A 24,307-nucleotide genomic window follows, 5' to 3' on the forward strand; every position below is an offset into this window, starting at 1 on the left:
CTAACGTACTATTAGCATTCTTATTTAAATAAAAATCAATAAGCTAATAACTTATATTTTAAAATATCACTCACACTGAATTTTTATAAAAAACAATCTGATAGCACTAAAAATCATATCACTATCTTTTACCGTTGAATGTTTTAACCCATCAATAATATGGTGCTCTTTTCGGAGAGCATGGTGGTCGAAACTTGTCCACCCCGCCAGTATTACGAATATTTTATTTATAACTATAGCATCGTAAGTCAAATAAAAAATAATACGAGGTCTGTGATGCTGCCTGTTTCGGACTTATATTTATAATACAATTAATTTATTATTACTTTCAAATTTAATTAATCATTCAAATGGTTAATTATAACTGCACTTAACACTGCCGTATCCTCAAGTGGGTTTTTCTTTAACCTTCTTTTATTACTCATGATATTTCCTGCTGTAATATAGTTGCGTTGTTTGTGAAAAACACTCTGACAGCAGTGAAAATAACATCACAATCTTTTACTGTTGAATGTTTTAACCCATCAATAAAAGCTTCACTGATAAGATGACAAACCGAATCATTAAAATGATATTCGCCATTTTTCTTTATGATATCGTTGATCTTATCTTCAGAATCCAAATCAAAAACAGCATTAGGTTTAAATAATTTTATTTTATGCAATAAGATATAAATAAAAACTCTGATAACCCAACCATCTTCATTTTCTATGAGTTTAAAAAATGACTTTTTAAACGAAATAATGCTCAGATTGTTGGAGCGATTTTTTCTTATTGAATAATACATTGCCACTCCTTTTTCATAAATTACCTGACAAATGATACTTAGGCCATTACTGCTATAGAAACACAACACCTGTTAAACCAAACTTATTATATAATTCCCAACGAAGGAATATCCAATTTAAAACAGGCCTGATATCCACTACCATTACATTGATAATATTTTATTATTTACTCATTGATAATACTGATATATGATCATCACTGTCTGTTGTCAAATTTTGACACATCACTTAAATCAATCTATCGGGGAAAAACAATGAGTGAAGCTCTCAAAGTATTAAACAACATTCGTACCCTGCGTGCTCAGGCGCGTGAAACCGATCTGGCAACACTGGAAGAAATGCTGGAAAAGCTCACCGTTATTGTTGAAGAGCGCCGCGAAGAAGAAACCAAAGTTCAACAAGAGCAGGCTGAACGTCTGGCAAAAATCGAAGCTTTACGCGCCAAACTGTTAGAAGATGGTATCGATCCGACTGAACTACTTGGCTCTGTTTCCGCAACCAAATCAGCAAAAGCTAAACGCGCTCCCCGTCCCGCCAAGTACAAATATACCGATGAAAACGGCAACGAACAGACGTGGACAGGTCAGGGGCGTACTCCTAAAGCTATCAAGGAAGCACTTGATAACGGTAAGAGCTTGGAAGATTTTGAGATCTGATACATTTATATTTACTAAAACCGTTGGCATAACTCATCGCTAACGGTCGTGTAATAAATCAAGGTTATGCATGCTTACAATTCGTTCATCTACAAAGCAAGATACTCAGCGTATTATGGAAATATGGTGTAAAGCTGTTGATGCGACACATCATTTTTTAACGATAAAAGATCGTTTATCGATAGAAAAAGAACTTGCTTTATTCCTTCCTACAATCGAACTTACTCTTGCATGTGAATCAACAGGACAACCCGTTGGGTTCATGTATTTACATGACGGACATATGGAAGCGCTTTTTATAGATCCAGATTATCACGGGCAAGGTATAGGAAAAGCGTTGGTTGAGACAGCGCTCTCACAATACTCTCAGTTAACTACTGATGTAAACGAGCAGAATACACAGGCCGTGGGATTCTATGAACGCATTGGTTTTGAACGAGTTGGACTTTCTAAAACTGACAGTCAGGGACGCCCTTACCCGTTAATCCATCTTCGATTTCGACAAAATTAACTACCGCGCCCTCTAGGGCTTGCTCAACAGCTCACCGACCTAAAAGCAAGTTTTAGGCCGGTTCACCGTTCGGACGTGAAAAACATAATTAACATTTGGATTTATTTATAACATTTTCGATATAGACTTGACCTTGTGCTCTATACCTTTCAATATCACGCTCAGATAGATTAGATATGTTAAGCAGAATACCAAAGACTAATTCTTTATCTACATAACCAATATCACATCCTAAGACTTTGGCAACCTCTGCACCGAAAATAATTTTCTGGCGGGTGTTTTCTTTTTTCGTTTGCTGTTTCTTTTTGGCTTCCAAGAAGTATAAACGTTCCTGTGCTGAAGCAATTTGTTGTTTGATATCTTTTCTGGTCATTTATATTCCCCCTAATATTTTTTCTTGTTTGCATAAGGGACATCTGCATAATCATAACCATTACCAATTTGTTTCTTGATTGACTTAATCTTCAATTTAAATTGTTGCTTTATCTGGCGCTGTTTTGCTTGTTCCCTAATATTGATTACTATCTTTTCTGCTTCTAAATAGGCTTGTTCTGTATCGGTATAGATCCCATCATCTAAAAGTCGCTTGGCTTCCCAATCAATGGCTTCATCGTTGTTTTTATACATTAAACCTCCTTGTATTTGTTATACATTCTCCTTTACCATATTTTGAATAATTATCAATACTGAAATATATATTTATTTAATAAAATACAAACCCATAAGACTGATATTGATAGCCCATATCACAGCATTAATGCCAATTAAAACCAATGCTGTTTCATCCAACTCACTAAGTTTCATGTTATTCTCCCTTTTCACGTTTCACTTTATTTAACTGATATCCCCTATGTTGGCAATTTTAAGTATTAGCCACTATATAATTAACTTAACCGATTATATATGAGCGATTAAGTAGGTTAAACGCTTACATATGCGCGGTTAACTGTTCCATAATATTCACACCATAAAGGCGTGGCGGTCTGACCAGTTCAAGTGAATGGTAAAAATCATGATAAATAATTAAATTAGGCAACACTATGCGATAGTAATCACTAACTGTTTTGTCTAATACTCACCACGTTACTTAATTTTATAGATTAGTGTTTTTCATTTTACCTGTTAAAATTTTATTCTGATTTTATGACTAACCTGTGAATTGTGTAACAGGGAAAACCACATATAAAAGTTACTATTTTCTTGTTTTAGTGCTTTCCCGCCTTACGGCGGGATAAATTAACACTACCATTGTCCTTCGGACACCATCTAAAACCCATCGGGGTAATATCGCGGAATACTTCGTCCTTTTATCTAGATTGCGCCGCTTAATTTGGCGTTTTGTTTGGTTCTGGTTTTACAGTCGTTAATATATTTCGTATTAATTAAGTAAGCGGTTTTTACATTGTTAGAAAAAACAATGCCCACTTATACACTGCTACGCAGTGTGTGGGGTCTACCGACGGTTGCCTGCCGCAGGCTAACACCGTTTCCTTCGGAAACAAAGTCAACGTCAACCCCGAAGTTTTTCTTGCGAAAAACTAACGGCAGCATAGTTATCGTTGCGTTTCATATTTTGGTTTTATTTTATATTGAGGTCTTTTATTATATGGCGATATTTCATCTGGAGTTTAAAATTGTGAAGCGCTCGGAGGGTATGTCTTCCTGTAGGAAGGCTGCCTACCATACGCGATGCAGAATAACAGATGATCGCACTGGCAATACCTACGATTTCAGCCATAGAACAGATTTATTCCATCATCAGATATTAGGCTGTGTCCCTTAATTGCATAACTTCTTGTAAAAGAGTCGGATGCAGCCCAGTTTCACCATCGACAGATAATTTCTCGCCGTTTTGTCGTAGCGTGTGGCGATACGCCGGTACTCTTTTAACCGACCAAAACATCTCTCCACTACGTTGCGGCGGCGGTAAACGTCACTGGCGAACCGTGAGCGTCCGTCAGAAGCCATTTTTTCATTAGATTTTCGCGGGATAACTACTTTTATCCCTTTTCGTTTCAGTTCGTTACGAAGCGCATGCCCTGAATAAGCTTTGTCAGCCAAAACCGCATAACCACGGCGCTTCATGCTGCCGTTCTGACGCTGAACACCAATACCATCCAGCAGGCGTAATGCGAACTGGCTCTCGTGAGCCTGTCCGGGACTCAGCACAATGTTTAGCGGGAGACCGCCTGCATCTGTCGCCAGATGGATTTTGGTGCCAAAACCACCGCGAGAGCGACCCAGCCCATTATCTCCGGTGATATCGGGATGTTTTTTTGAGCACCGGCAGCACATTTCAGCGCACGGATATTACTGCCATCCAGCGCAGTAGCAGACCAATCAACAAGGCCATGTGCATCAAGCAATGAAAGTAACCTGTTGAAAATAATGTTAATGACACCAGATTTAGACCACCGATTAAAGCGATTATAAACCGTTTTCCAGGAGCCATATCGCTCAGGTAAATCGCGCCATGGCGCACCAGAACACAACACCCAGAACATACCGTTGATGACTTTACGATGCTCAGCCCATGGGCGTCCGGCTCGTGGGGATGTAGGTTCAGCAGGCAGTAGGGGCTGGATGATGCTCCATGCTTCATCGGGAAGATCGTATCGGGCCATATCTCAAAGTGTTGTGGAAATAAGTAGTTACTATAGCTCAGATTATTAAGGGACACAGCCTAGCATATTCAGAAAAGTGAACGCAATTTCGCAAAAGTGTATTATTTTTCCTTTTTTCACATTTATTTTTGACAAGATTACATTCTGCATTGTATATAAAAACATTATAATAATAAAAGGAATGATTATGAGCATTGATTACAACAAAATAATGAACTCAAGCAGTGAAGAAGTAGAAAACTATATCAACAGAAATCACTTCACAGATAAACAAAAGCTAGAGATTTACAGTTTTTATAACAGAAATAAAAAAGACAAAATAACTGTTAATGTAAGGAAAGAGCATAGTTCTGATATACAACCGGGAATAGCCTATGCTCACGCTTTTTTAGATAATCTGGAAAAGCTCGGAAAGAATATGTCTGGAGCAGAATACACAATAATGATCCGATTATGTAAGCTCATGCAGCATGGAAATCTTATAGCCAGTATATCTCAATCAGCCCTCGCTGAAGAACTGAACATGAGTAAATCAAATGTATGCAAATGCTGGAAAAAACTTATCAATAAAGGCATCCTTATCCTAGATGGTAAACATACATTAATAAATGCAAATCTCTTTCTGAAAGGCCAATACCGGACGCTTAATGGAACACGCAAGGAATATGTAAAAAAATCGCTCAGAACTACCAGTGAAGGCGTAGAGAACGTTTTTTCTACCGTATATAAAGAGTCCATATTTGTAAATAATAAGGATAAAGAAGAAACAACAAAGGGAGATGAAACACCATTACTTTCTGCACCTGATGATGATATAGATTGGGACTCAGTTTCAGGAGATAATATATTTGATGATTATCATGAATACATCAATGAAGATGAAAATATATAATCTATTCATCCGTGCACTGTATTATTTTCACCTCTCTAAATTTGACACCTTCTCTATATCCCTTAACATATAAATATAACAATCATTATTAACGAGGTATTTATGAGAAATGTAAAATTAGACAACAGCGATTTATTAGCATATTTTTATACTATTGAAAAACTTAAACAACAACCATCAATGGACGAATATCGAGAAGAGTATTTCAGACTGCGTGAAGATGACTCTGTGCCACAATATAAACTAAAAGAATATTACTCAGCCCATACGGAACTACGTAGGTTGGATAGAAAGAGAAAGTCTCTTATGGATTCTTTTATTGAAGAACTTAATCCTATAAGTTTTTCAGCAGCCAACACATCTGCAAAATCATCAGGGAATCTTGATAAGTTTTATGAACGTAGGCTTTATGGAAAAGCGATTGTAGAAAAAAGTGATGAAGAAATCGTATCCCTAATTATAAAACAGCGTACAGAAGCAGCACTTGAGTTTCAGCGTTCTGTTGAGCAGAGTCTTGAACAGCTTTCCAGTATTTCATCAGATTTTGGAGCATCGAATACAAAACGTAGGAAAATGGCTGTTTAAATGCATTAGTTCAGGATTAATCTGGCACTTACCAAGTATTAACTCAATATATGCCAGATAAAGATCGAAGTAATTTATTTAGGCTTGTCTTTTGGATTTAATTTGAGAGAACGTTATCAACGTTTGACAAAATGCGACAACATCACCAATTGTTCTGAGTGAGTGTAGGGCAGGCCCCCAATCAGCAGGTTCACCTTCATAGTGATGGACCTGCAGCCATCCTCCGTCTTGTGCTGATGGATGCGTTGAATGTCTGACTTGAAAAGCGATGCCATGTTTTTCTCTTGCAAAGTAAACATCAAAAAATGCATCTTGAGGATTACCAGACACCTGATATTCATATTCCTCCCCAACAGCTCTTATTAATTTCTTTGCTAAATCGCGGTCTAAAGGTTTCATTTTACGACCTGTTTGTAAATTGTAAAAAATTAGAATTATGGATTATTATCTAAAAAATCACTCAGGGATTTTTTCTTCAATGAAGATATTACGAGATATGTTCCCAATAGTATTTGTTGACACGCTATCAAATGTAGCGCCAACAACACCACCAACTAGTGGTATTGCATTACCGAGGTTAATAGCACCTTTTTGTCCAAATTTAGTTATAAGTCTAAACCCTACCGCTTTATTTATAGCTTTTATTGTTTCACCAGAAATATTTTTTATTAAGGTATTAGTCATTTTTGTACTAATTGTAATACCTATATTTTTGACTATATCTTTTGCAGCATTTCCTGTTAAACAGGTATATACAAGTGTTTTGACGCGGTCATCTTTTAAATCGTATCCTCCCATATGAGCAATCGCTGCGATCATGCGAACTTGTATAAATATGACACTGGATATGTTAGCTGGGATAGCAACTGGAAGAGTTATTATTCCACCAAGGCCAGTTATAAACCCAGATGTTCCCGCTTTTGTATTTTGCCACCGTATTAGCGCATTAACCTTATCAACAAGCTCTCCCTCACCATTCAAATATGGTTCAGCAAGTTCTTGTGCAGAATCCAAGCCGACAACTCCATTACAAGCTTTATCATAAGCCCAGTCGAGGACCTGCATAACTTTCGATTCAGTGATTTCGCTCCCCTCACCTTGGACCGAATCCTTTTTAGAAAGAATTTTTTTACCAAAGTTGCCTAATGCACCAAAAGCTGCCGTTGCACCTGAAAATTTATTTGATTTATTATCGTCAGAATCCATAATGACCTCAGAAGAGATATAATCTCCCGAGCTTTTATCGGCAATCTAAGCCAAAACTTTAGTATTAATAAATAAAAAAATGCCAATCCTATTAATTATTATCAACCTATGAGTTTCTCCGGTGATATCCGTTCACATTCCATTTTCTCAAGCAACTTTTGTAGTCTTTTCATCCTCAGCTTACAGGCCTTTTTCTCACCAATCTCCTGATAATATTCCTCACGCCGCTCCGCTACTACCTTGCGGAACTTCTTCAACAGTTGATTCAATATCTTTAAGTCAGTAGTAGCCGCTTCAGCTTGGATTTTCCTATACATAAACATAACGTGGAATTCTTCAATCATATTATACTCCTTATTTTTATCACTCATGTTATTTCCCTCTTTCGAGGGAATAATAATGCTTATCATCAAACAACTGTTATTTTCAGCTTCCAATAAACAGGATCTTGATTTCCATCCTGATTTATATTTTTCGAAACAAGTTCAATAATGTGTTCTTGGTGCCAATACAATATTGTGGCTTTTAAATCTCTTCTATTGATATCAGATACATCATTTTTGATAGAGCATCTCTTCATCTCACGAGTTATCAAAACATCATATATGACGCTTGACATGAAGCCATCCTTCAAAATATCGATTGCTGTTTCAGGATGTTTTTCATAAATGGTATATATTTCATCACAGTATCCTTGCAAGATATTGGCAATAAGTTCGTTTTTTTCTTTTTCAGTTTTATTTAATATAATCTCTTTCATCTTTAATCCTTTTATTATGTTAATGGTTAGTTGTTATAAACGACATTGATGATGACAGAACCGTATTCTAGACCTAACTCATCGGCTAAATCGTTATTGATATGTCGATTTAATGCATCTACTAAGTTTTTATCTCCTATCATTTCTTCTACTGAATACCCGCTCAGAGCAAGAAACACATCTAGGCTTTCTTGAATAGTATTCATTACTTTAGGAGTTCCTTCGCACAGCATACTTACTACTACAGATATTTTATTTGTCATAGAACTTTGTTCGTTGTTGTTTACCATTTATATTTCCTCTTATATTTTGGTTAGCCCCTTGCGGGCTGAGGGATCCCCACAAAATCATCGCTAATAAACCAGCACCATGCTTCGGTAGGTGCTGGTGAGTTGGGCTAAAATACTCTCCAGTTTCACCCGCCCGATTATTCGCGGTGAATGCCGCAGTACATTTTCCGCCAGTGTCAAAAACGATATCACTCTTCGACTTTTAAGGCTGTTCGCTTGATAATGAAGATGAAGTCCTTTATTTTCAAAATGATATCCTAATAACCAGAGTACAATGGATGCCAGTGTCGCCAGCAGACTCAGCACCCAAAGCCGCTCACCTGTTTTGCTTCCACAGGCGCGTAAGCCAAAGCCAAATCTCTCACTCTTTTCATCCCGAAAGTTTTGTTCAATCTGCATGCGTCTGCTGTAGAGCTTCATGATTTCACGGGGCTTAAATTCCTCTGTGCTGGTAAATATCAGCCACGGCTCTTTGGCTGAGGCTCGTTGCTCTTTTTCTGTTGTGGGATGGCTCGGTTTCCCTTTGCGACGTTGGCTTTTTCGGCCTTTCGGCGTTTTTTTATAAAGATAAAAATATCCGTTGCATTGCGCTTTTTTTGAACGCGCCAGCGTACCTATTCCCAGATATTCCGCAGATGCCGTTTCCTTGCAGTCTTTCACGCTCAGCCAGTTTTCTTTGTCATGATGAAGGCAAAATTTTACGTTTCCCCGGATGCGGCCAATAAAGTCCCACCCCAGTGATTTGATACGCCGAAACCATTCACTCTGGAAGCCCGCGTCGGTGATGATGATGACTTTCGTTTGCGGAGCGATGGCACTGGCAAGCGCGTCAAGAAAGGCATTCTGTATCAGAACATTGTTTTGCTTTTTCGACGGAACAATCTGGCTTATCAAGGGGATAGCACGACCATCACAGACAAGGCTGGCACGCAGGACATGAAATTCCTGAGAGGGATAGCCACTCCAGTCAACGGCAATAGCACACCACGGCATGTTTTTGGTCATCATGGACGTAATCTGATTAAATATTTTCGGAATATCGTTATAAAGCGCAGAATTTCCCAAAAGGCGGTCAACCCGTTTTATTTTATCTTTCACACGAGCCGCACCGGGCAAATGGCGCCCGATACTGGTGAGCGAAAGCGTCGCACCGTTTATCAACGCAGTGGTTGAGTCAATGAGCGCGTTTTGTCGGTATTGATGCGTTGAAGCTAAAGCGTTATGGAAAAAAGTCTGGCATACTTTACGGACAGGCATAGGGTGATCTCATTGAATTTTTTGGCGAAAATCAGTAGATCATAAAACTCTATGCCTGTCTTGTTTTCTGGGGATTCGTCAGCCTTGCGGGGCAAGATTAGTTCTTACTTTCTAAAGTTTTCTGAATACTCGACTAACATGGCCGCAACCCGTTCATAGTTAACATGTTCAATATCACCATGATTTCCCTCTTGGGTAGTGAATCTTTCAAAGTTGTTCTGAATATGGTCTATCACATGGATAATAAATGGACTCATAAAATCCGGGTCATCCAAATATTCATTGGCGTCACCATCGCCATTAACTTCCATGAACATATTCCAGCTTGCGGCAAATGATCTACATGCAAGGTCATAGAACAGTTCGGTTGATTTATTAATACTTATTTTTCCTTTAGACATATTTATACCCTCATAGTTAAATGCTTATTTTATTTATTGTTTTTTATTAGTCCCTTACGGGGCCGAATACGCTGTTGTTAGCTCATGCTAAAAAGTAATGCTTGGGTATGAACATATCTCATTTCATGCATAACCTTATCCATATCAACATAAATCAGTCTTTCTCTTTTACCCACTTCTTCCATATGCTCATCAAAGCGTTTTGCCAGATATTCTTTAACATGCAAAAGATATGATTCCGTTCTCTCGCTATCCAACATAATGGCTGCTAACACCTCAAGTTCTTCTTGTTCTTTATATATACGTATTCCTGTGATATAAAGATTTTTCGCCATTGCAGTAAAAATATTGGTAGATGACTCTTTGATACTTTTCATTTCTTGATTATTCATTTTATTTCCTCTTGTTGTTATTAAAATATTTGTTATTCAGATACAGGACGTGAATCAGAAATGATTTTCTCAATCCATGCATCAATCTCACTTTCAATAAAGGCAATAGACCTTAATCCTGTTTTAACCTGTGATGGAAAGCGACCAGCTTTAATAAGCGTATAAATCCACGTCTTCCCAAAACCTGTTCTTCTTTTTACTTCTGGTAAACGAATAAGGCGGTGTTTTTTGTTTGCTACGATTTGAACCATATTTATCTCCTGTGTTGTTCGATGGAGATAATTGTAGGAAGATTGCCTATGAGAAACTAGATTGGTTCACCATCCCCAAACATGAATGTCGTTTAAGGCTGGTGAATGTAGGGGAAATTCATCTAAGGTGAGTATAGGGTACGTTGACTGGCAGCGAATTTACCCTTTTTTTGGTTCCGGTTTGTCATTCATTTTGATGACATCACTGATCTTTGAATTCTTCACATGACTGTTTTTTATGAAAAAATCATTCAACGACTTGAAGTAACTGTCGTCATTCAGAAAGTTCGCAGCTAATGGATAGTCAGTCGCTTTGATTTGCTCGCTGCCTCTTGCGTAACGCTTGTCAGGATGCAACGCAGGTGCAAGCAGAGAATACGGGATCTTGACATCATTCACTTCTTCCCAGTAAATAAGGTCCATCAAGGGGATAATCTTGTAGTCAAGAATTTTCCTGAAGGTTTTATGACCAAAGCGATAATCTTTTTCGGGAGGTTCAGATGCGTTCATTTGCTTCTTCCACTGAGGAACAAGCGTTTTTAGATGCTCAACGATGTCATCACTACTCGCTTCCGATAGATCAATTTCAATAAGCATCTTACCAGAAGGGTTCAGCTTTCCCTGCTGCAAGTATTCAGAGACATATTCCGAGTTGACTGAAATTTCGTCTTTAGGTGTTGAGTCTTCGAGATGCAGCGTTGCACGGGCATAAGAAAACAGCGAATCCCTTTTCAGTGGTTTTACCGCATAGCTTGAGGCCAGAATCCGATCTGACAACCAACGCCCTTCATGCAACACTTTCCCGGTTTTGATCATGGCTTCGTGGTAAACTGCCAACATGCGGTGCTTCTCATCCAGCGTTGCCCACTGTTGCAGTGCTTTATAGGCAATCATTCGCCTTTCCAACTCAACATAAATCTGTTCTAGCGTCAATTCGTTAAGCGCATCGTAGCGGCTTACATCAAACCACTCATCCAATTCATCTGCGATTTCGGCTCTTTTCATCTCTACCTTCCTGCTAATCCTGAACAGAAATTGATCCACATGGGTATGACATCATGCATTATGATGCTAACTTATTGAACAGGATAAGAAGCCCTGCTGTTAACCTTAGAATAAGTTACTCGGGTAGCCCTTGAAAGCAACTAGTCTTGACGTTGTTCAAAAACAAGCCACATATATGTACCGATGTGCTCAAAATCACAGCAATCAATGTGTCATTGAAAAATTAACTTGCAATAATTGCACAATTTTATTAAAAATATCATAAAGTTATTTGTTAAAAATTCTTCATAGAAGACTGTAGATCACGGTCATAGAGCCAAAACTTACACTTACAAAATTTTTTGTTGAGCTACTGAGCTGTCAGTAATCAAGTTAAAGATAATTCTTACCGCGTGAGGGCCTTATAAATAAGTTCCAGACGTTAGAGATGCATCTAAACAACCAGCAGCTAGTAACTGAATAGCTGTTCCGAATAGTAGGATTAAATGGTAACCATCGGTGATTATTTTGCTACTCATTACTACCGCTCCTGATCCTTGATATAAATGGATTCCGAGGCGGGAATCTGACCATCCCTTGCCCACAAGGCTTGTGTAGGGTGTAGGGGAACAGCTATTTAGACACTACCCATAACGGCATATAGATCTAATTAACAAAATACCTAAGGATTGTCATGAAAGCAGATATTTCGTATTTACTAACTCAAGATGAGTCCCCTATTATTGAGTTTAAAAAAGAATGGTACTGGAATATACTTACACCAAAAGAAGAAATGGCAACTAAGTGGGGGGAATTTTTAAAAGACCTGATTTCTCTATTTAATGGATATTTAGGATATGTAGGTAAAAATCGATACCTTATCTTTGGTTATTCTGAATCAGAAAAAAAACATATAATATAAACAATCAAGAAATAAAGCAATTAGCAAACTTAATTGACTTTAAAAAAGATATCTTGCGTCGTTTAGAAACTCTAGTCACTCCAAATCATTTTAATTTTTCAATGGAATATATTGACCATAATGGGAATAATTTACTTGTATTTGAAATTATGCCCCCCGGCTACTTAGTTGAGTTAAAAAGAGAGTTACAAACTAAGACAAAAACGCTAGATTCAGGGGTAGTCCTTGTACGAAAAGGGCAGAATACAGATGAAGTAAGAGCAGCATCACCTTCAGAGTTAGATAATCTGAAAGATGAATTACATAAATTTAGGTCTAGTTCTGAATATGCTAACTTCACGAATGAGAACGATGTAGAGTCACATAGAGATAGAACTATTGAAAAAACGATTCAGTCTTATATGGATAAAAATACAAGTTATTCATTATCTGAGGGCTTTCCTATCAAGAAAAAGTCATGGAAAGAATATATCATTTATGAAATATATAGACTTGTAGATGAGTTCTCCAGTGTAAAGGAGTTTATTTATATACATGAAAAAGCAAATCAAGGAAAAACTTTTGGGGATATAACTACGAATCATTATCTGAAATATCCAGAATTAGCTATAGTCTTGACTGAACGACCAAAAATCAAAGATATCGATAAAAGAAAAGATAACATAAAACGTTTATTTAAAACTAAACATGTCTATTTCATTGATGAATTCGGTTATGAATTTTTATATAAAGATTGTATTCTTCCATATGAAAAATTTGATCAGTCTGTTTTTGTTGATAGCTTTTATGAAAACGATGAGAAAGAAAATATATCAGCATTAGAAAGATTAAAATTATGGTTTTCATCTGAGAATGAGCCACTTTTTGTTATTAGTGGTCACGGAGGAATAGGTAAAACTACCATTGCAAAACAGTTCCTTGATTACGTTTATGAGACGCATAAAAATGGAGTTTTATTTATTGATTCAAAAGAAATAATAAATGAATTATCACGTAAATTTAGCTCAAAAAATAAAATCTGTGATGTCTATGATTTTTATAACGCGCTAATGGACTCAGATGACGATGAGTCATCAAGATTTAATAGAGAGTTACTTAAATTGTCTATTGATAATGGCAGTTTAATAATAGCCTTAGATGGTATTGACGAAGTTATAGCTAAACTTGGTGACAAGTTTGATGTTGAAAAATTTATAACTTCTATTTTTGATGAATATTCCTCTGAACTTAACAATACAAAAATATTAATAACGTGTCGAGATCACTTTTGGAATGGCGTAAGGCGTAGCTTAGTTATTCCTGAAATAAAAATCAGCCCATTTGATGAAAAACTGGCATTAGATTTCTATGCTAAAAAATTTAATAACGATCAGAAAAAAATAATCAAAGCTTTAGATATTGCAAATGATTTTGCCATCGAATACAAAGATAGTGAAAAGAATTACATTCCTTTTTTAGTCGATATAATTGCTCGTATCGTTAAATCGCCTACTTTTACTGAGCTGAATCAAGTTGAACAAAAAAGTGAGTATCTTTCTAATACTCATAATGTAGATATTTTAATTTCTCTAATATGTGAGCGAGAGATTGTCAAACTCGGTACTTTTTCTGTTGATAAGCAGATACTATTTTTTATGAAAATGGCATCTGAAAAAGCCAATGGGATTTCCGTGTATGATGTAAAAAATGTCTTATCCGATATCAATGTTAATAATGATGAACTAATAATAGAGAATTTTAAAGGGCATCCGCTAATAGAGTTTACAGATAATAAGTTTATATTTAGATATGACGTTTTTGACACATATTTCAAATCATTGTTGATTGTTAATTATTTTAAAAAACTTAATGTTGACTCTCTTGATGAAAAAATGATAGACATTATTTCTGGATATATAAAATATGATAGTAGCTTTACTCGTTCTGTTTCTGAGAAATTTACATTCTCAGATGAATTATTATTTTTCATGTTAGAAAACATAGAAAAAATAAAAAGTATTTCACCTACTAACTGCGATCTTTTTATTTCATCTTTAGTTATATTATCGCTAGATGTAGTAAATCTCGATCAGTCTTATAAATTTGATACAGAGACAAGAACCTCGATAATTGAAAAGTTGTTTTCTCATACAAAAAATACAATTGATGGGTTATGTCTTGTCGATGTTTTTGGGAATGCCACCTCTAAGATTATATTTGATTTTAGAAACAAAAAACTCATTAACTGCACTTTCAACAACTATCAATATTTCTGGGAGTGTTTGATGAATTCAAATACCAGATTTGAAAAATCTTTTTTTAAAGATATTGACCCCAGAGATGGTATAAAATACATAATTCATGATAATATGTTTTCAAATGATTGCGATCTCAGCCATATAAAACATCTTATCAATGAAAAAAAACAAGAAAATGAAAACTCTTTAGAATCAATACGCTCTGATGTTTTGAAAGCATTTAAGATTTTTTATAAAAGAGGTAATTTTTATCCACGCAAACAAGAAGAAGTTAGAAAAAAATTGGCAACGATCTCTATTTTCTCTTACATGATTGATAATCAAGTAATTATAAAATTTAAAGATCCCCAAAAACCGACAATGCAACAATATAACATATCAAAAAAATATAAAACAGTTATAGACTTTATAGAGCAAGGGATACCATCAGAAGAGTTAAATACTCTTGTAGAAAATATACAAGCTTGCAATTAAAAACATCCTCAAAATCCGAGTGATAAAAACACTCGGGTTATTATAATATGGATTTGAAAATTACAACTTAGAGATAGTTATTTAACAAAAAAAACTGAAATAATAATTATTAATTATAGCTTGTATAAACTTAATTCCAGACTATAAAACTTAGACATAACGACTCATTACCTTTCATTTTTTATTACTTATAAAGGACAATAAAAATTGTAATGATCGAACTTCATGAATGTAGTAATTATTATTTTATCGTCTAATGAAAATAGGGTTTGTTATATATCCATGCATCTTTCGGATAATAGCATCGCAAAAAAATGACAATAAATTCTGAGATTTATGCGCACAGTCAAGAATTAACAAAACAGACTTACAGAATAGTACTTGAATTTAACACCAAGATTAATAGCAACATAACAAATTGATATAAATTGACATTTTCACGATACAGCGTTAAAAATACTGGTAAATATGATGGTAAAAAAATATACCTTTATAAGAAAGTCAGTAACAACAGGAGTCACAGATGAAGTTCGAGTCCAGTCAGAGGAGCCAAATTTAGAAAATACCGCCTAAAGAAATTTAAGCGGGATTTTTGCTTTTCAACATCTTATCCAACAAATTCACGTGCAAAACATTCCTGATGCCCACGTTTTCCTTCTGCATCGTGAGAATGTGGTGGTCAGATTGGTGGTCAAGTTGGTTCGATGCCGGAGTGCCCCCCAAATGGCGCTTAATGACTCAAATATCCGCAACGTAACGGTATCCGTAGAAAGTGGATCACTACATCACGGGAAATGCTCTGCGGCTGGTTAGCCGTGCCAACGAACCGTTGCTACGGCGAGTAAAGCTATCGACGGAATAACCCTTTCAACACGGCTGTAAACTTACAAAGAAGCAAGTTACGCGTGGATAATATTCAATTTCAGGGAGTGGCTAATTTTGGGGCGGGATGTTTCGCTGTATAGCTTAGTGTCATGCTAGGCTGTGTCCCTTAATAATCTGAGCTATAGTAACTACTTATTTCCACAACACTTTGAGATATGGCCCGATACGATCTTCCCGATGAAGCATGGAGCATCATCCAGCCCCTACTGCCTGCTGAACCTACATCCCCACGAGCCGGACGCCCATGGGCTGAGCATCGTAAAGTCATCAACGGTATGTTCTGGGTGTTGTGTTCTGGTGCGCCATGGCGCGATTTACCTGAGCGATATGGCTCCTGGAAAACGGTTTATAATCGCTTTAATCGGTGGTCTAAATCTGGTGTCATTAACATTATTTTCAACAGGTTACTTTCATTGCTTGATGCACATGGCCTTGTTGATTGGTCTGCTACTGCGCTGGATGGCAGTAATATCCGTGCGCTGAAATGTGCTGCCGGTGCTCAAAAAAACATCCCGATATCACCGGAGATAATGGGCTGGGTCGCTCTCGCGGTGGTTTTGGCACCAAAATCCATCTGGCGACAGATGCAGGCGGTCTCCCGCTAAACATTGTGCTGAGTCCCGGACAGGCTCACGAGAGCCAGTTCGCATTACGCCTGCTGGATGGTATTGGTGTTCAGCGTCAGAACGGCAGCATGAAGCGCCGTGGTTATGCGGTTTTGGCTGACAAAGCTTATTCAGGGCATGCGCTTCGTAACGAACTGAAACGAAAAGGGATAAAAGTAGTTATCCCGCGAAAATCTAATGAAAAAATGGCTTCTGACGGACGCTCACGGTTCGCCAGTGACGTTTACCGCCGCCGCAACGTAGTGGAGAGATGTTTTGGTCGGTTAAAAGAGTACCGGCGTATCGCCACACGCTACGACAAAACGGCGAGAAATTATCTGTCGATGGTGAAACTGGGCTGCATCCGACTCTTTTACAAGAAGTTATGCAATTAAGGGACACAGCCTAGCAGGTTCTATCGCCGTCAGCCCACCGCTTGATATCACTTATATTTGGCGACCTGATGCCTGTACTCAAGATATTCTTCGTGGTGTATAGATTGATCTTAGCTTTATCACCACCATGGTTTTCTATCTCAATTAGTGTGTTGTTAATCAGCAGTCCTTCTGAAAGAAACTTTTGATTGATCTCGCCTTCTTGCCGCTCGCCGTCAAACTCACTAAATACGATGACCGGATTTCCTGAATATGACTGATACTCCAGACACTGCCTTGCCATGTACCTTAGCGTTCGATAAGTATCGGACGCTCCCGTCTTGCTAATGAAACTGCCGTCTAAAGACGATTCGCTATTCTTTAAATCGCTTACGGTTATGGCACATCCGCTGAGTGATATAGAAAATACTATTGTAACCAGGGGCAAATATTTCAATTTATGCTCCATTATTCTGGTAAGTGTCCTACTCCGAGTTGGGACTAAAACGGTGCTTTCTTTCAGACGGAATGGTGATTTGGGAAGTCAACAATAACCATGAGTCCACCTTCTGCTGACGTGCTCAGGAAAACACGACTGTTGTGTTGCTGCGCAACCGCTTTGACTATTGCAAGCCCCAACCCGCTCCCACTTTGTATCTGATTGGGATCACGAAAGAATCTGTCGAACACCCGCTCCCTTAATTCAACCTTGATGCCTGGCCCTGCGTCTGAGATACGCAGCTGAGTGGATGTATCTAACGATCGTACCTCTACCTCAACCCGCCCGCCCTCAGGACTGTACTTCACGGCATTTTCAATCAAGTTGTCGATCAGTGACATTAAGCGTTCCCTGACACCTGTAACCCAGACGTCATCTTGAGCATATAGCTCCAGCTCAATTCTGCTCTTCGCAGCTAGCGGTGCCAACTCAGCCATTCGCTCTTGAATGAGCGTCGTCAGCGGCACAGGCTCCATAACCGTGTCAATGCGCGCTTCACTGTGCATCAGCAACAGCAACTGATTGACGAGACGAGCCGCACGGCTATTGCTGCGAATAATCCCTGCAAGTAATTCCTGTTGACTAACGTTGCTTACATCGGACTGTAAAGCCTCAACATTGACTCGCATTGCCGCCAGCGGAGTACGCAACTCATGTGCGGCATCGGCAATGAAAGTCCGCTCCCTTTCAGTGCTTTCTCGTACCCTGGCAAGGAATATATTAATCGCGTCCACCATTTGGCGAAGTTCCATGTGCTTGGGAACTGCTTTTAAGGGAGAAAGATCTTCTGGTGTTCGTAAGGAAACCTCATTTACCACCTTGTTCCAGGGGCGCATTGCAATGCGGATTGACAGCCACGCAGGAAACAAAAGAAAAGGAATGCATACCAGCAGCGGTAATATGTAATATCCGCGCGAGTTCAGGTATATGAAGAAGTTCCAACCTCCGGCAGGCGTGACCAGTGTCACCTCTGTGTCGGAATGACCAGACTTCAAAGTACGGCTAGTCCAGGTTCGGCCGTTACTCTGAATCTTCTGAATCATCCCATAATCGGTGTTTGTCACGCCTACTGGAGCGCCATCAGATGAATAAATGATCGCTTTATTCTTCCGAACGATTAGGCTGATTGACATTTTTGGGTCTTCACCTCCGCCATAACCTTCTCGCAACGCCTTGCTGAACGTTTCCAGCACATCGGTTAGATCGTGCGGGCGATCCCCCATACGATCCACCAATGTCAGAATAGTTTCATAGGTTTTGCTGCCTGATAGCATTGGAGGGCTACGTAAGTTATCCCATAAAATGTAGGTCAGAAAAATACACCAAAGCAGCGTGAGTAATAGCATCTGGGCGATCATAATTCGCCGTACGAGCGTTGGGATTCTCAGATTGCGCCAAAAATTACGCATCAACCTGCCCCCTTCTGAATGGGTACGGTGTCAATGACAAACCCCACACCTCTCACCGTTCGCACATAGCCGTCACCGATTTTGCGCCGCAAATTTCCCATATGTACATCGAGCGCATTGCTCATATTTTCTTTTGCACCGAAGATCCTTTCTTCCAAAAAACGACGTGTCAGAACACGGTCAGCGCGCAACATTAATGTTTCAAGCAGCGCGTATTCGCTTGCCGTCAAATCAACATGACTCTCACTCACTGTCACGCGACGAGTCGGCGCATGGAGAGATAGCCCTCGAATTTCTATCACCTCATTCTGAAAACCGTAACTGCGCCGCACAAGTGCTCTCACCCTGGCCAATAACTCGGCGAGAACAAAAGGTTTGACGAGATAGTCGTCTGCACCAGCATCCAGCCCAGTCAAACGATCTTGCAGAGTGCCTCGAGCCGTCAGGATGATGACAGGGATTCCCTTGAACTGCTGACGCAGACGCGTCAGCAGGCTCATGCCATCACCGTCGGGCAGGCCGAGGTCGAGCAATACCAGTTCTGGCACGCATACATCGAGTTGATGCAGAGCATCCACTTTACGGCGAACCCATATGACATCTAACCCTTGGTCTGTCAGGGCAATACGCACGCCATTGCCAAGATCGATGTCGTCTTCAATTAGGAGAATTTTCACAATAGCCACTTTATCAACAGTGAATGAAGAACGTCTGAAGAAAAAACGATATCAGGGAATCTATCAGGTTTGCAGAACGGGCACTTACTTCAGTATTTCTTCATTTTGGGCTCATGAGAACTTCAGAGTCAGCATTCAAACTGAGCGTTCCGGCGTTTAAAACCGCTTGTATTGTAGTCAGTTGAATCCACAAGGACTTCCTTAATGAGAAACATCGAACTGAGCCATAAGTTCCTCCATTCACTCTCGGGGCGTACCCTGAAAAAATCGTTGTCGGGATTTATCCTGGCGTTACTGTCCACCCCAATACTGGCAGCAGGACAACAACAGGGTAACCAGTTGACTCTCGGGGGAGGCGCGGATGTTGCACCACGTTATTCTGGTTCGGATGAAAGCCGCGTCACGACTGCCCTGGTAATTGATTACTCTATGGTAAATGGTTTCTTCGTCAGTACCACGCGTGGTATCGGTTACGGTAACAGCATCGGCAAATTTGATTACAGCGCTGCGCTGAGTTATCGCGCAGGCCGAAAGGATCGTGACGTGGACAGCGACTCGCTCAGCTACGGTAGCGACGACTTGCGAGGTATGGGTGACGTCAAAGGCTCGGCTATCAGTCTGCTTGGCCTGGGATACGAGGTCACCGACTGGCTTAATTTGCAATTGCAGGCTGAGGTGCCGATTTCTCAGCGAAACAATGGCGAGGCCCTGCATTTCAGCATTGTCAGCCCGCTCTATTCGTCATCGAAAGATGACGTGACACTGGCGCTGACCAGCAGTTGGGGAACCAGCAAGTACATGCAGACTTACTACGGGGTAAGTGCATCACAGTCGGCGGCATCGGGGTTTACGCGATATGATGCCAAGTCTGGAATTTACGCCTATTCACTGAATATGGGCTGGACGCACAAGCTCACCCAAGACTGGAGCATAGATGCCGCAGCAGGTTTTACGCAGTTGGCTGGTGATGCACGCAATAGTTCAATTGTTCAACGAAAAACATCGCCCACGGGAAGCCTGAAGGTGACATATAGCTTCTGATCGTTGTTCGATATGTGTTTCTCGGAAGCGTGTGGCTATGCACTATCAATAAATACAAATTCGAACCGCCCTAGTTCAGATGATGGGGCGGTACTGAACAAAAGGAAGAGATCACACCTTTGCCCCCATTAATGGACTGTCCGAGCAATCGTATTCTTGAATTCCACGGGAGAACGGATAGATAGAGACAGGAGTCAGAAAAAACGTGGTAGAAACCGTAAAAAATTCAAATAAAAGAAGAGAAACGATGCAGAGATTTCCGCTTTTTAAGTACGATATTTCACGGTATTTTCTACAACGTGGACGTTAAACAGAGAGTAAGGGTGTCATGAAATCAATCAGAAACGTAGTCGGTGCCGTTGGTTTAGCGACTTTTATGCTTACAGGCTACGCCCAGGCAGCAGGTTTGCAGGATTCACTTTCCAGCGCGGTTAGCCAACTCGGTCAGAATAGTGCTTCATCCGGCGGATTGAGTGGATTAGCAGGGCTGCTCAATGGTGGCAATCAGGCGTTAAGTGCCAGCAGCATGAACAACGCGGCAGGGATCCTGCAATACTGCGTGAAACAGAAGTTGGTTTCTGCAACCAATACAGAAAACATCAAAAACCAATTGTTGGATAAACTTGGTCTGACTTCTCAGCAAGAAAAACAGCAACAGACTGATTATACACAAGGGCTGGCAGGTCTCTTGAATACCCGCGATGGCAAACAGCTGAATCTGAATAATATAGGAAATACGCCTTTGGCGGAAAAGGTGAAGACCAAGGCGTGCGATATTGTCTTGAAGCAAGGTGTGAAATTCCTTTCCTGATATTGATTCATTGGCTCTTGCCAACGGTTTTATTGAGCAGATATCGCGCCAATGCCCCCTTCCTTCATCGCGGAGTTTTCCCTACCCGCCGATGAAGGACAGTATCTTTTATCCTGCCGATAATTTATCCTCTCCCGCATTTTGTCATGACATAAAAATTAAGCCTGCATATATGATTTCATCACCCGACGCCACGCCGGTACCATCGCCTTCTGCGCCGTCAACGCTTGCTGTATTACGCTCTCCTTCGCTGCTGATGCGCGAGATTTTGGCTGGCACCATCACCGCGCTGGCACTTATCCCAGAAGTGATTTCGTTTTCTATCATCGCAGGCGTCGATCCGAAAGTTAGCCTGATAGCCTCCATTGTGTTGTGCTTCACCATGTCCTTCCTCGGCGGTAGGCCAGCAATGGTGACGGCGGCGGCGGGAGCCGTAGCGCTGGTTATCGGACCGATGGTACACGCACACGGCGTAGCTTATATCCTGCCTGCCGTGATCATGGCAGGGATCATCCAGATTCTGTTTGGCCTGGCCGGATTGGCGAGAATGATGCGCTACATCCCGCGCTCGGTGATGATCGGTTTCGTTAATGCGCTGGGCATCCTAATTTTTGCAGCGCAGGTCCCGCATATTTACGGGCAATCCTCGCTTGTCTGGCTGCTGTTTGCGCTGACGCTCGCGATTGTTCTGCTGTTGCCTTATGTGGTGAAAAGCATTCCCGCACCGCTGGTCGCGATTGTGACGGTAACCGCAATCGCTATTTTTACCGGCATCACGGTGCCTAATGTCGGCGATGCTGGCCCTATGCAGCCCGGATTACCGGGTTTCACTCAGTGGCTGGTGCCGCTCAATCTTGAAACGCTACACATCATCTGGCCGACCGCGCTGAGTATTGCCTTTGTCGGACTGATGGAGTCGCTGTTAACGGCCAAACTGGTCGACGACATCACGGATACGCCGTCCAGCAAGCGCCGCGAATGCTGGGGACTGGGCGTTTCCAATATCTTCGCCGGCTTCTACGGCGGCATTGCCGGGTGTGCAATGATCGGGCAAACCGTGGTCAACGTGGAGTTAGGTAAAGCGCGCACGCGCCTTTCTACCCTCGCCGCCGCGCTGGTGCTGCTGCTGTTAGTGACCGGACTGAGCGAAATCATGGCGAAGATTCCCATGGTGGTGCTGGCCGGCATTATGATGATCGTCGCGGTCAAGACGATGAACTGGCATAGCCTGCATCCTACGACGCTGAAACGTATGCCGCTGTCGGAAACGCTGGTGGTCATCGTGACGGTTATCGCCACCGTCTCGACGGGGAATCTCGCTATCGGCGTAGCGGGCGGTGTAATCTTTGCCATCCTGCTGTTTGCTCGTCGCGTGGCGCACGTCATTCACGCGGAGCGTCAGGTGAGTGAAGACGGACAGTCGGTACACTACATGGTGCGCGGGCCGCTCTTCTTCGGCAGCAGCAACGACCTCTTTGAGCATTTTCTCTATGCACAGGATCCGCAGAACGTCACCATCGATCTGACGCACGCCCAAATCTGGGATGCCTCCAGCGTGGCGGCGCTCGACGCGATCGAAACCCGCTATCATCGCTACGATGCGAAGGTCACGATCGTCGGGCTGGATACCCATAGCACCAAAATCCACCAGCGTCTGTCTGGGCACCTCTAAGTCACCCGGCGTTCGAAGACGGCTACCGTCGCGGACGCCAGCGTTGACAACCCGCCCGCCTGTGTGATTAGACTCAATGCTAAGCAGGCTAACTTAAGGAAAGAGTTGATGAAAATTACCGACGTGCGCGTGATCCTCGCGAATCGATATATGTTTGTTGAGGTCACCACTGACGAAGGGCTAACGGGCATTGGCGAATCCGGTGCCTGAGGCTTTCTCGATGCCTCCAAAGGTGCGGTTGAGGCACTGCGCACGTATCTGATTGGGCAAGATCCGCTGCGTATTGAACACCACTGGCAGTATATGTACCGCTGCTGGCATTTCCGCGGCGCCGCCATCATGGGGGCGATCAGCGCCATCGATATCGCCCTGTGGGATATCGCGGGCAAATATATCGGGAAGCGGTCGGTAACGATGTCGACCTGTGTATCGAAGTTCACCGCCGTCTGAAAACCGCCGATGCCGTGGTGTTCGCTCGCGGTATTGAGCCGTTTTATCCCTATTTTATTGAAGACCCTATCGCCGCAGATAACTTCGACTCCATGGCGGAGGTGGCCGACAAAATCAATATTCCTATTGCCACTGGCGAACGCCTGAATAATCCGCAGGAATTTGCGATGTTGATTCGCCGCAACGCGGTCGCCTATGTGCGCCCTGATGTCTGCATGTGCGGGGGCATTACCGGTGCGAAAAAAGTGGCGGCGCTGGCAGAAGCCAACGATTTGATGGTCGTACCACACAACCCGCTCAGCCCGGTGTCTACCGCCGCCTGTTTGCAGATCGCCGTCAGCATTCCGAATTTTGCCCTGCTGGAGTATCCAGGGGATGACCAGCCGGCGTTGTCGGAAAAATTTGGCGCAACAGGCGTCGAAAACGGCGTACGGAAAAAAGACGTGGTGAAGAACACCTTCAAATGCGTGGACGGGTTTATGGAAATACCGACGCAATCCGGTATCGGTATCGAGCTGGCGGACGATCTGGAGAACCGCTTCCCTTACCGCCGTCGCGGCCTGAAAACCCGGCTGCACGTCGACGGTTCCGTCGTCGATCAATAACGACAATTCGGCAGGTTGTGGCTATCACGCCTCGCGCCACAACCTGCCG

29 protein-coding genes and 1 pseudogene are annotated in these 24,307 nt (G+C 41.2%); 13 read left to right on the forward strand and 17 right to left on the reverse strand.

Translation table 11 applies throughout. The features are described 5' to 3' along the window. Window positions 1-421: 421 nt before the first annotated feature. Window positions 422-787, reverse strand: coding sequence for a hypothetical protein (locus LCF41_RS14210; protein WP_225085156.1), 366 nt, complete (start codon window positions 785-787; stop codon window positions 422-424). Window positions 788-1,042: 255 nt separating this feature from the next. Between LCF41_RS14210 and LCF41_RS14215 the strand changes: the two genes are divergently transcribed. Further along, on the forward strand, window positions 1,043-1,444 hold the full coding sequence (locus LCF41_RS14215; RefSeq protein ID WP_225085157.1) for an H-NS family histone-like protein: 402 nt from the start codon (window positions 1,043-1,045) through the stop codon (window positions 1,442-1,444). Between the two features lie 70 nt (window positions 1,445-1,514). Next, on the forward strand, window positions 1,515-1,955 hold the full coding sequence (locus LCF41_RS14220; RefSeq protein ID WP_225085158.1) for an acetyltransferase: 441 nt from the start codon (window positions 1,515-1,517) through the stop codon (window positions 1,953-1,955). 88 nt (window positions 1,956-2,043) lie between these two features. On the opposite strand, the gene LCF41_RS14225 is transcribed toward LCF41_RS14220, so the two are convergent. Then, window positions 2,044-2,328 carry a conjugal transfer protein TraD gene (locus LCF41_RS14225; RefSeq protein ID WP_225085159.1) on the reverse strand — a complete coding sequence of 95 codons (285 nt, stop codon included), beginning with the start codon at window positions 2,326-2,328 and terminating at the stop codon, window positions 2,044-2,046. Window positions 2,329-2,339: 11 nt separating this feature from the next. Next, on the reverse strand, window positions 2,340-2,582 hold the full coding sequence (locus tag LCF41_RS14230) for a hypothetical protein (RefSeq protein WP_225085160.1): 243 nt from the start codon (window positions 2,580-2,582) through the stop codon (window positions 2,340-2,342). Window positions 2,583-3,561: 979 nt separating this feature from the next. Here LCF41_RS14230 and LCF41_RS22360 point away from each other — a divergent pair. Then, window positions 3,562-3,732, forward strand: a pseudogene (locus tag LCF41_RS22360) (MobQ family relaxase); the annotation flags it as partial. A 2-nt stretch (window positions 3,733-3,734) separates the two neighbouring features. On the opposite strand, the gene LCF41_RS14240 reads toward LCF41_RS22360, so the two are convergent. Then, window positions 3,735-4,579 (reverse strand): IS5 family transposase gene (locus tag LCF41_RS14240; protein WP_225085161.1). Its coding sequence is split into 2 segments (ribosomal slippage): window positions 3,735-4,234 and window positions 4,234-4,579, totalling 846 coding nucleotides; the frame shifts between segments, so codons are not numbered across the junction. A 187-nt stretch (window positions 4,580-4,766) separates the two neighbouring features. On the opposite strand from LCF41_RS14240, the gene LCF41_RS14245 reads away from it, so the two are divergent. Together LCF41_RS14245 and LCF41_RS14250 are read left to right on the forward strand one after the other, a co-directional pair. Continuing rightward, complete coding sequence (locus LCF41_RS14245) at window positions 4,767-5,471, forward strand: replication protein (RefSeq protein ID WP_225085162.1); 705 nt, start codon at window positions 4,767-4,769, stop codon at window positions 5,469-5,471. Window positions 5,472-5,573: 102 nt separating this feature from the next. Beyond that, entirely contained in the window at window positions 5,574-6,056 is a 483-nt protein-coding gene (locus LCF41_RS14250; RefSeq protein WP_225085163.1) for a DUF4756 family protein, read from the forward strand. A 78-nt stretch (window positions 6,057-6,134) separates the two neighbouring features. On the opposite strand, the gene LCF41_RS14255 is transcribed toward LCF41_RS14250, so the two are convergent. The 10 genes from LCF41_RS14255 to LCF41_RS14300 form a co-directional block, all read right to left on the reverse strand. After that, window positions 6,135-6,455 (reverse strand): hypothetical protein, encoded by a 321-nt coding sequence (locus LCF41_RS14255; protein WP_225085164.1) that lies wholly within the window; start codon window positions 6,453-6,455, stop codon window positions 6,135-6,137. Between the two features lie 57 nt (window positions 6,456-6,512). After that, window positions 6,513-7,262, reverse strand: a complete 750-nt coding sequence (locus LCF41_RS14260) for an EcsC family protein (RefSeq protein WP_225085165.1) — start codon at window positions 7,260-7,262, stop codon at window positions 6,513-6,515. A 101-nt stretch (window positions 7,263-7,363) separates the two neighbouring features. Next, window positions 7,364-7,606: an H-NS family histone-like protein gene (locus LCF41_RS14265; protein ID WP_225088185.1), complete on the reverse strand. Its 243-nt coding sequence runs from the start codon at window positions 7,604-7,606 to the stop codon at window positions 7,364-7,366. Between the two features lie 65 nt (window positions 7,607-7,671). Further along, entirely contained in the window at window positions 7,672-8,022 is a 351-nt protein-coding gene (locus LCF41_RS14270; protein ID WP_225085166.1) for a hypothetical protein, read from the reverse strand. A 26-nt stretch (window positions 8,023-8,048) separates the two neighbouring features. Continuing rightward, entirely contained in the window at window positions 8,049-8,285 is a 237-nt protein-coding gene (locus tag LCF41_RS14275; protein ID WP_225088186.1) for a hypothetical protein, read from the reverse strand. Between the two features lie 90 nt (window positions 8,286-8,375). Further along, window positions 8,376-9,569, reverse strand: a complete 1,194-nt coding sequence (locus tag LCF41_RS14280; protein WP_225085167.1) for an IS4 family transposase — start codon at window positions 9,567-9,569, stop codon at window positions 8,376-8,378. A 104-nt stretch (window positions 9,570-9,673) separates the two neighbouring features. Next, window positions 9,674-9,970, reverse strand: coding sequence for a hypothetical protein (locus LCF41_RS14285; protein WP_225085168.1), 297 nt, complete (start codon window positions 9,968-9,970; stop codon window positions 9,674-9,676). A 77-nt stretch (window positions 9,971-10,047) separates the two neighbouring features. Beyond that, window positions 10,048-10,362: a hypothetical protein gene (locus LCF41_RS14290; protein WP_225085169.1), complete on the reverse strand. Its 315-nt coding sequence runs from the start codon at window positions 10,360-10,362 to the stop codon at window positions 10,048-10,050. 32 nt (window positions 10,363-10,394) lie between these two features. After that, entirely contained in the window at window positions 10,395-10,613 is a 219-nt protein-coding gene (locus tag LCF41_RS14295; protein WP_225085170.1) for a helix-turn-helix transcriptional regulator, read from the reverse strand. A 159-nt stretch (window positions 10,614-10,772) separates the two neighbouring features. After that, window positions 10,773-11,618: a DUF6387 family protein gene (locus LCF41_RS14300; protein WP_225085171.1), complete on the reverse strand. Its 846-nt coding sequence runs from the start codon at window positions 11,616-11,618 to the stop codon at window positions 10,773-10,775. Between the two features lie 673 nt (window positions 11,619-12,291). Here LCF41_RS14300 and LCF41_RS14305 point away from each other — a divergent pair. From LCF41_RS14305 to LCF41_RS14315, 3 genes are all read left to right on the forward strand, one after another. Beyond that, complete coding sequence (locus tag LCF41_RS14305; RefSeq protein ID WP_225085172.1) at window positions 12,292-12,519, forward strand: hypothetical protein; 228 nt, start codon at window positions 12,292-12,294, stop codon at window positions 12,517-12,519. Between the two features lie 53 nt (window positions 12,520-12,572). Then, window positions 12,573-15,230 carry an NACHT domain-containing protein gene (locus LCF41_RS14310; protein WP_225085173.1) on the forward strand — a complete coding sequence of 886 codons (2,658 nt, stop codon included), beginning with the start codon at window positions 12,573-12,575 and terminating at the stop codon, window positions 15,228-15,230. Between the two features lie 1,040 nt (window positions 15,231-16,270). Then, window positions 16,271-17,115, forward strand: a protein-coding gene (locus tag LCF41_RS14315; protein ID WP_225085161.1) for an IS5 family transposase whose coding sequence is annotated in 2 segments (ribosomal slippage) — window positions 16,271-16,616 and window positions 16,616-17,115 — 846 coding nt in all. Because the reading frame shifts where the segments join, the coding sequence is not laid out codon by codon here. Window positions 17,116-17,125: 10 nt separating this feature from the next. Here the strand turns inward: LCF41_RS14315 and LCF41_RS22365 are convergent. From LCF41_RS22365 to LCF41_RS14325, 3 genes are read right to left on the reverse strand one after another with little or no spacing between them, the layout of a single operon-like run. Next, complete coding sequence (locus LCF41_RS22365) at window positions 17,126-17,563, reverse strand: hypothetical protein (protein ID WP_317630288.1); 438 nt, start codon at window positions 17,561-17,563, stop codon at window positions 17,126-17,128. Window positions 17,564-17,613: 50 nt separating this feature from the next. Then, a complete protein-coding gene (locus LCF41_RS14320) occupies window positions 17,614-19,002 on the reverse strand; it encodes a sensor histidine kinase (protein ID WP_225085174.1) in 1,389 nt (462 codons plus the stop codon). Next, entirely contained in the window at window positions 19,002-19,679 is a 678-nt protein-coding gene (locus tag LCF41_RS14325; RefSeq protein ID WP_225085175.1) for a response regulator, read from the reverse strand. The genes LCF41_RS14320 and LCF41_RS14325 overlap by 1 nt, the downstream gene beginning before the upstream one ends. A gap of 204 nt (window positions 19,680-19,883) precedes the next feature. Between LCF41_RS14325 and LCF41_RS14330 the strand changes: the two genes are divergently transcribed. From LCF41_RS14330 to LCF41_RS14350, 5 genes are all read left to right on the forward strand, one after another. Continuing rightward, window positions 19,884-20,720, forward strand: a complete 837-nt coding sequence (locus LCF41_RS14330) for a MipA/OmpV family protein (protein WP_225085176.1) — start codon at window positions 19,884-19,886, stop codon at window positions 20,718-20,720. Between the two features lie 328 nt (window positions 20,721-21,048). After that, complete coding sequence (locus LCF41_RS14335; protein WP_225085177.1) at window positions 21,049-21,531, forward strand: YjjA family protein; 483 nt, start codon at window positions 21,049-21,051, stop codon at window positions 21,529-21,531. Window positions 21,532-21,703: 172 nt separating this feature from the next. Further along, complete coding sequence (locus LCF41_RS14340) at window positions 21,704-23,203, forward strand: SulP family inorganic anion transporter (protein ID WP_225085178.1); 1,500 nt, start codon at window positions 21,704-21,706, stop codon at window positions 23,201-23,203. Between the two features lie 282 nt (window positions 23,204-23,485). Next, window positions 23,486-23,653: a hypothetical protein gene (locus tag LCF41_RS14345; protein WP_250160557.1), complete on the forward strand. Its 168-nt coding sequence runs from the start codon at window positions 23,486-23,488 to the stop codon at window positions 23,651-23,653. Continuing rightward, window positions 23,575-24,258 carry a mandelate racemase/muconate lactonizing enzyme family protein gene (locus LCF41_RS14350; protein WP_225085179.1) on the forward strand — a complete coding sequence of 228 codons (684 nt, stop codon included), beginning with the start codon at window positions 23,575-23,577 and terminating at the stop codon, window positions 24,256-24,258. Before LCF41_RS14345 ends, LCF41_RS14350 begins: the two co-directional genes overlap by 79 nt. Window positions 24,259-24,307: the final 49 nt, after the last annotated feature.

Origin of the sequence: Pectobacterium colocasium (assembly GCF_020181655.1) — a bacterium.
Lineage (GTDB): Bacteria > Pseudomonadota > Gammaproteobacteria > Enterobacterales > Enterobacteriaceae > Pectobacterium > Pectobacterium colocasium.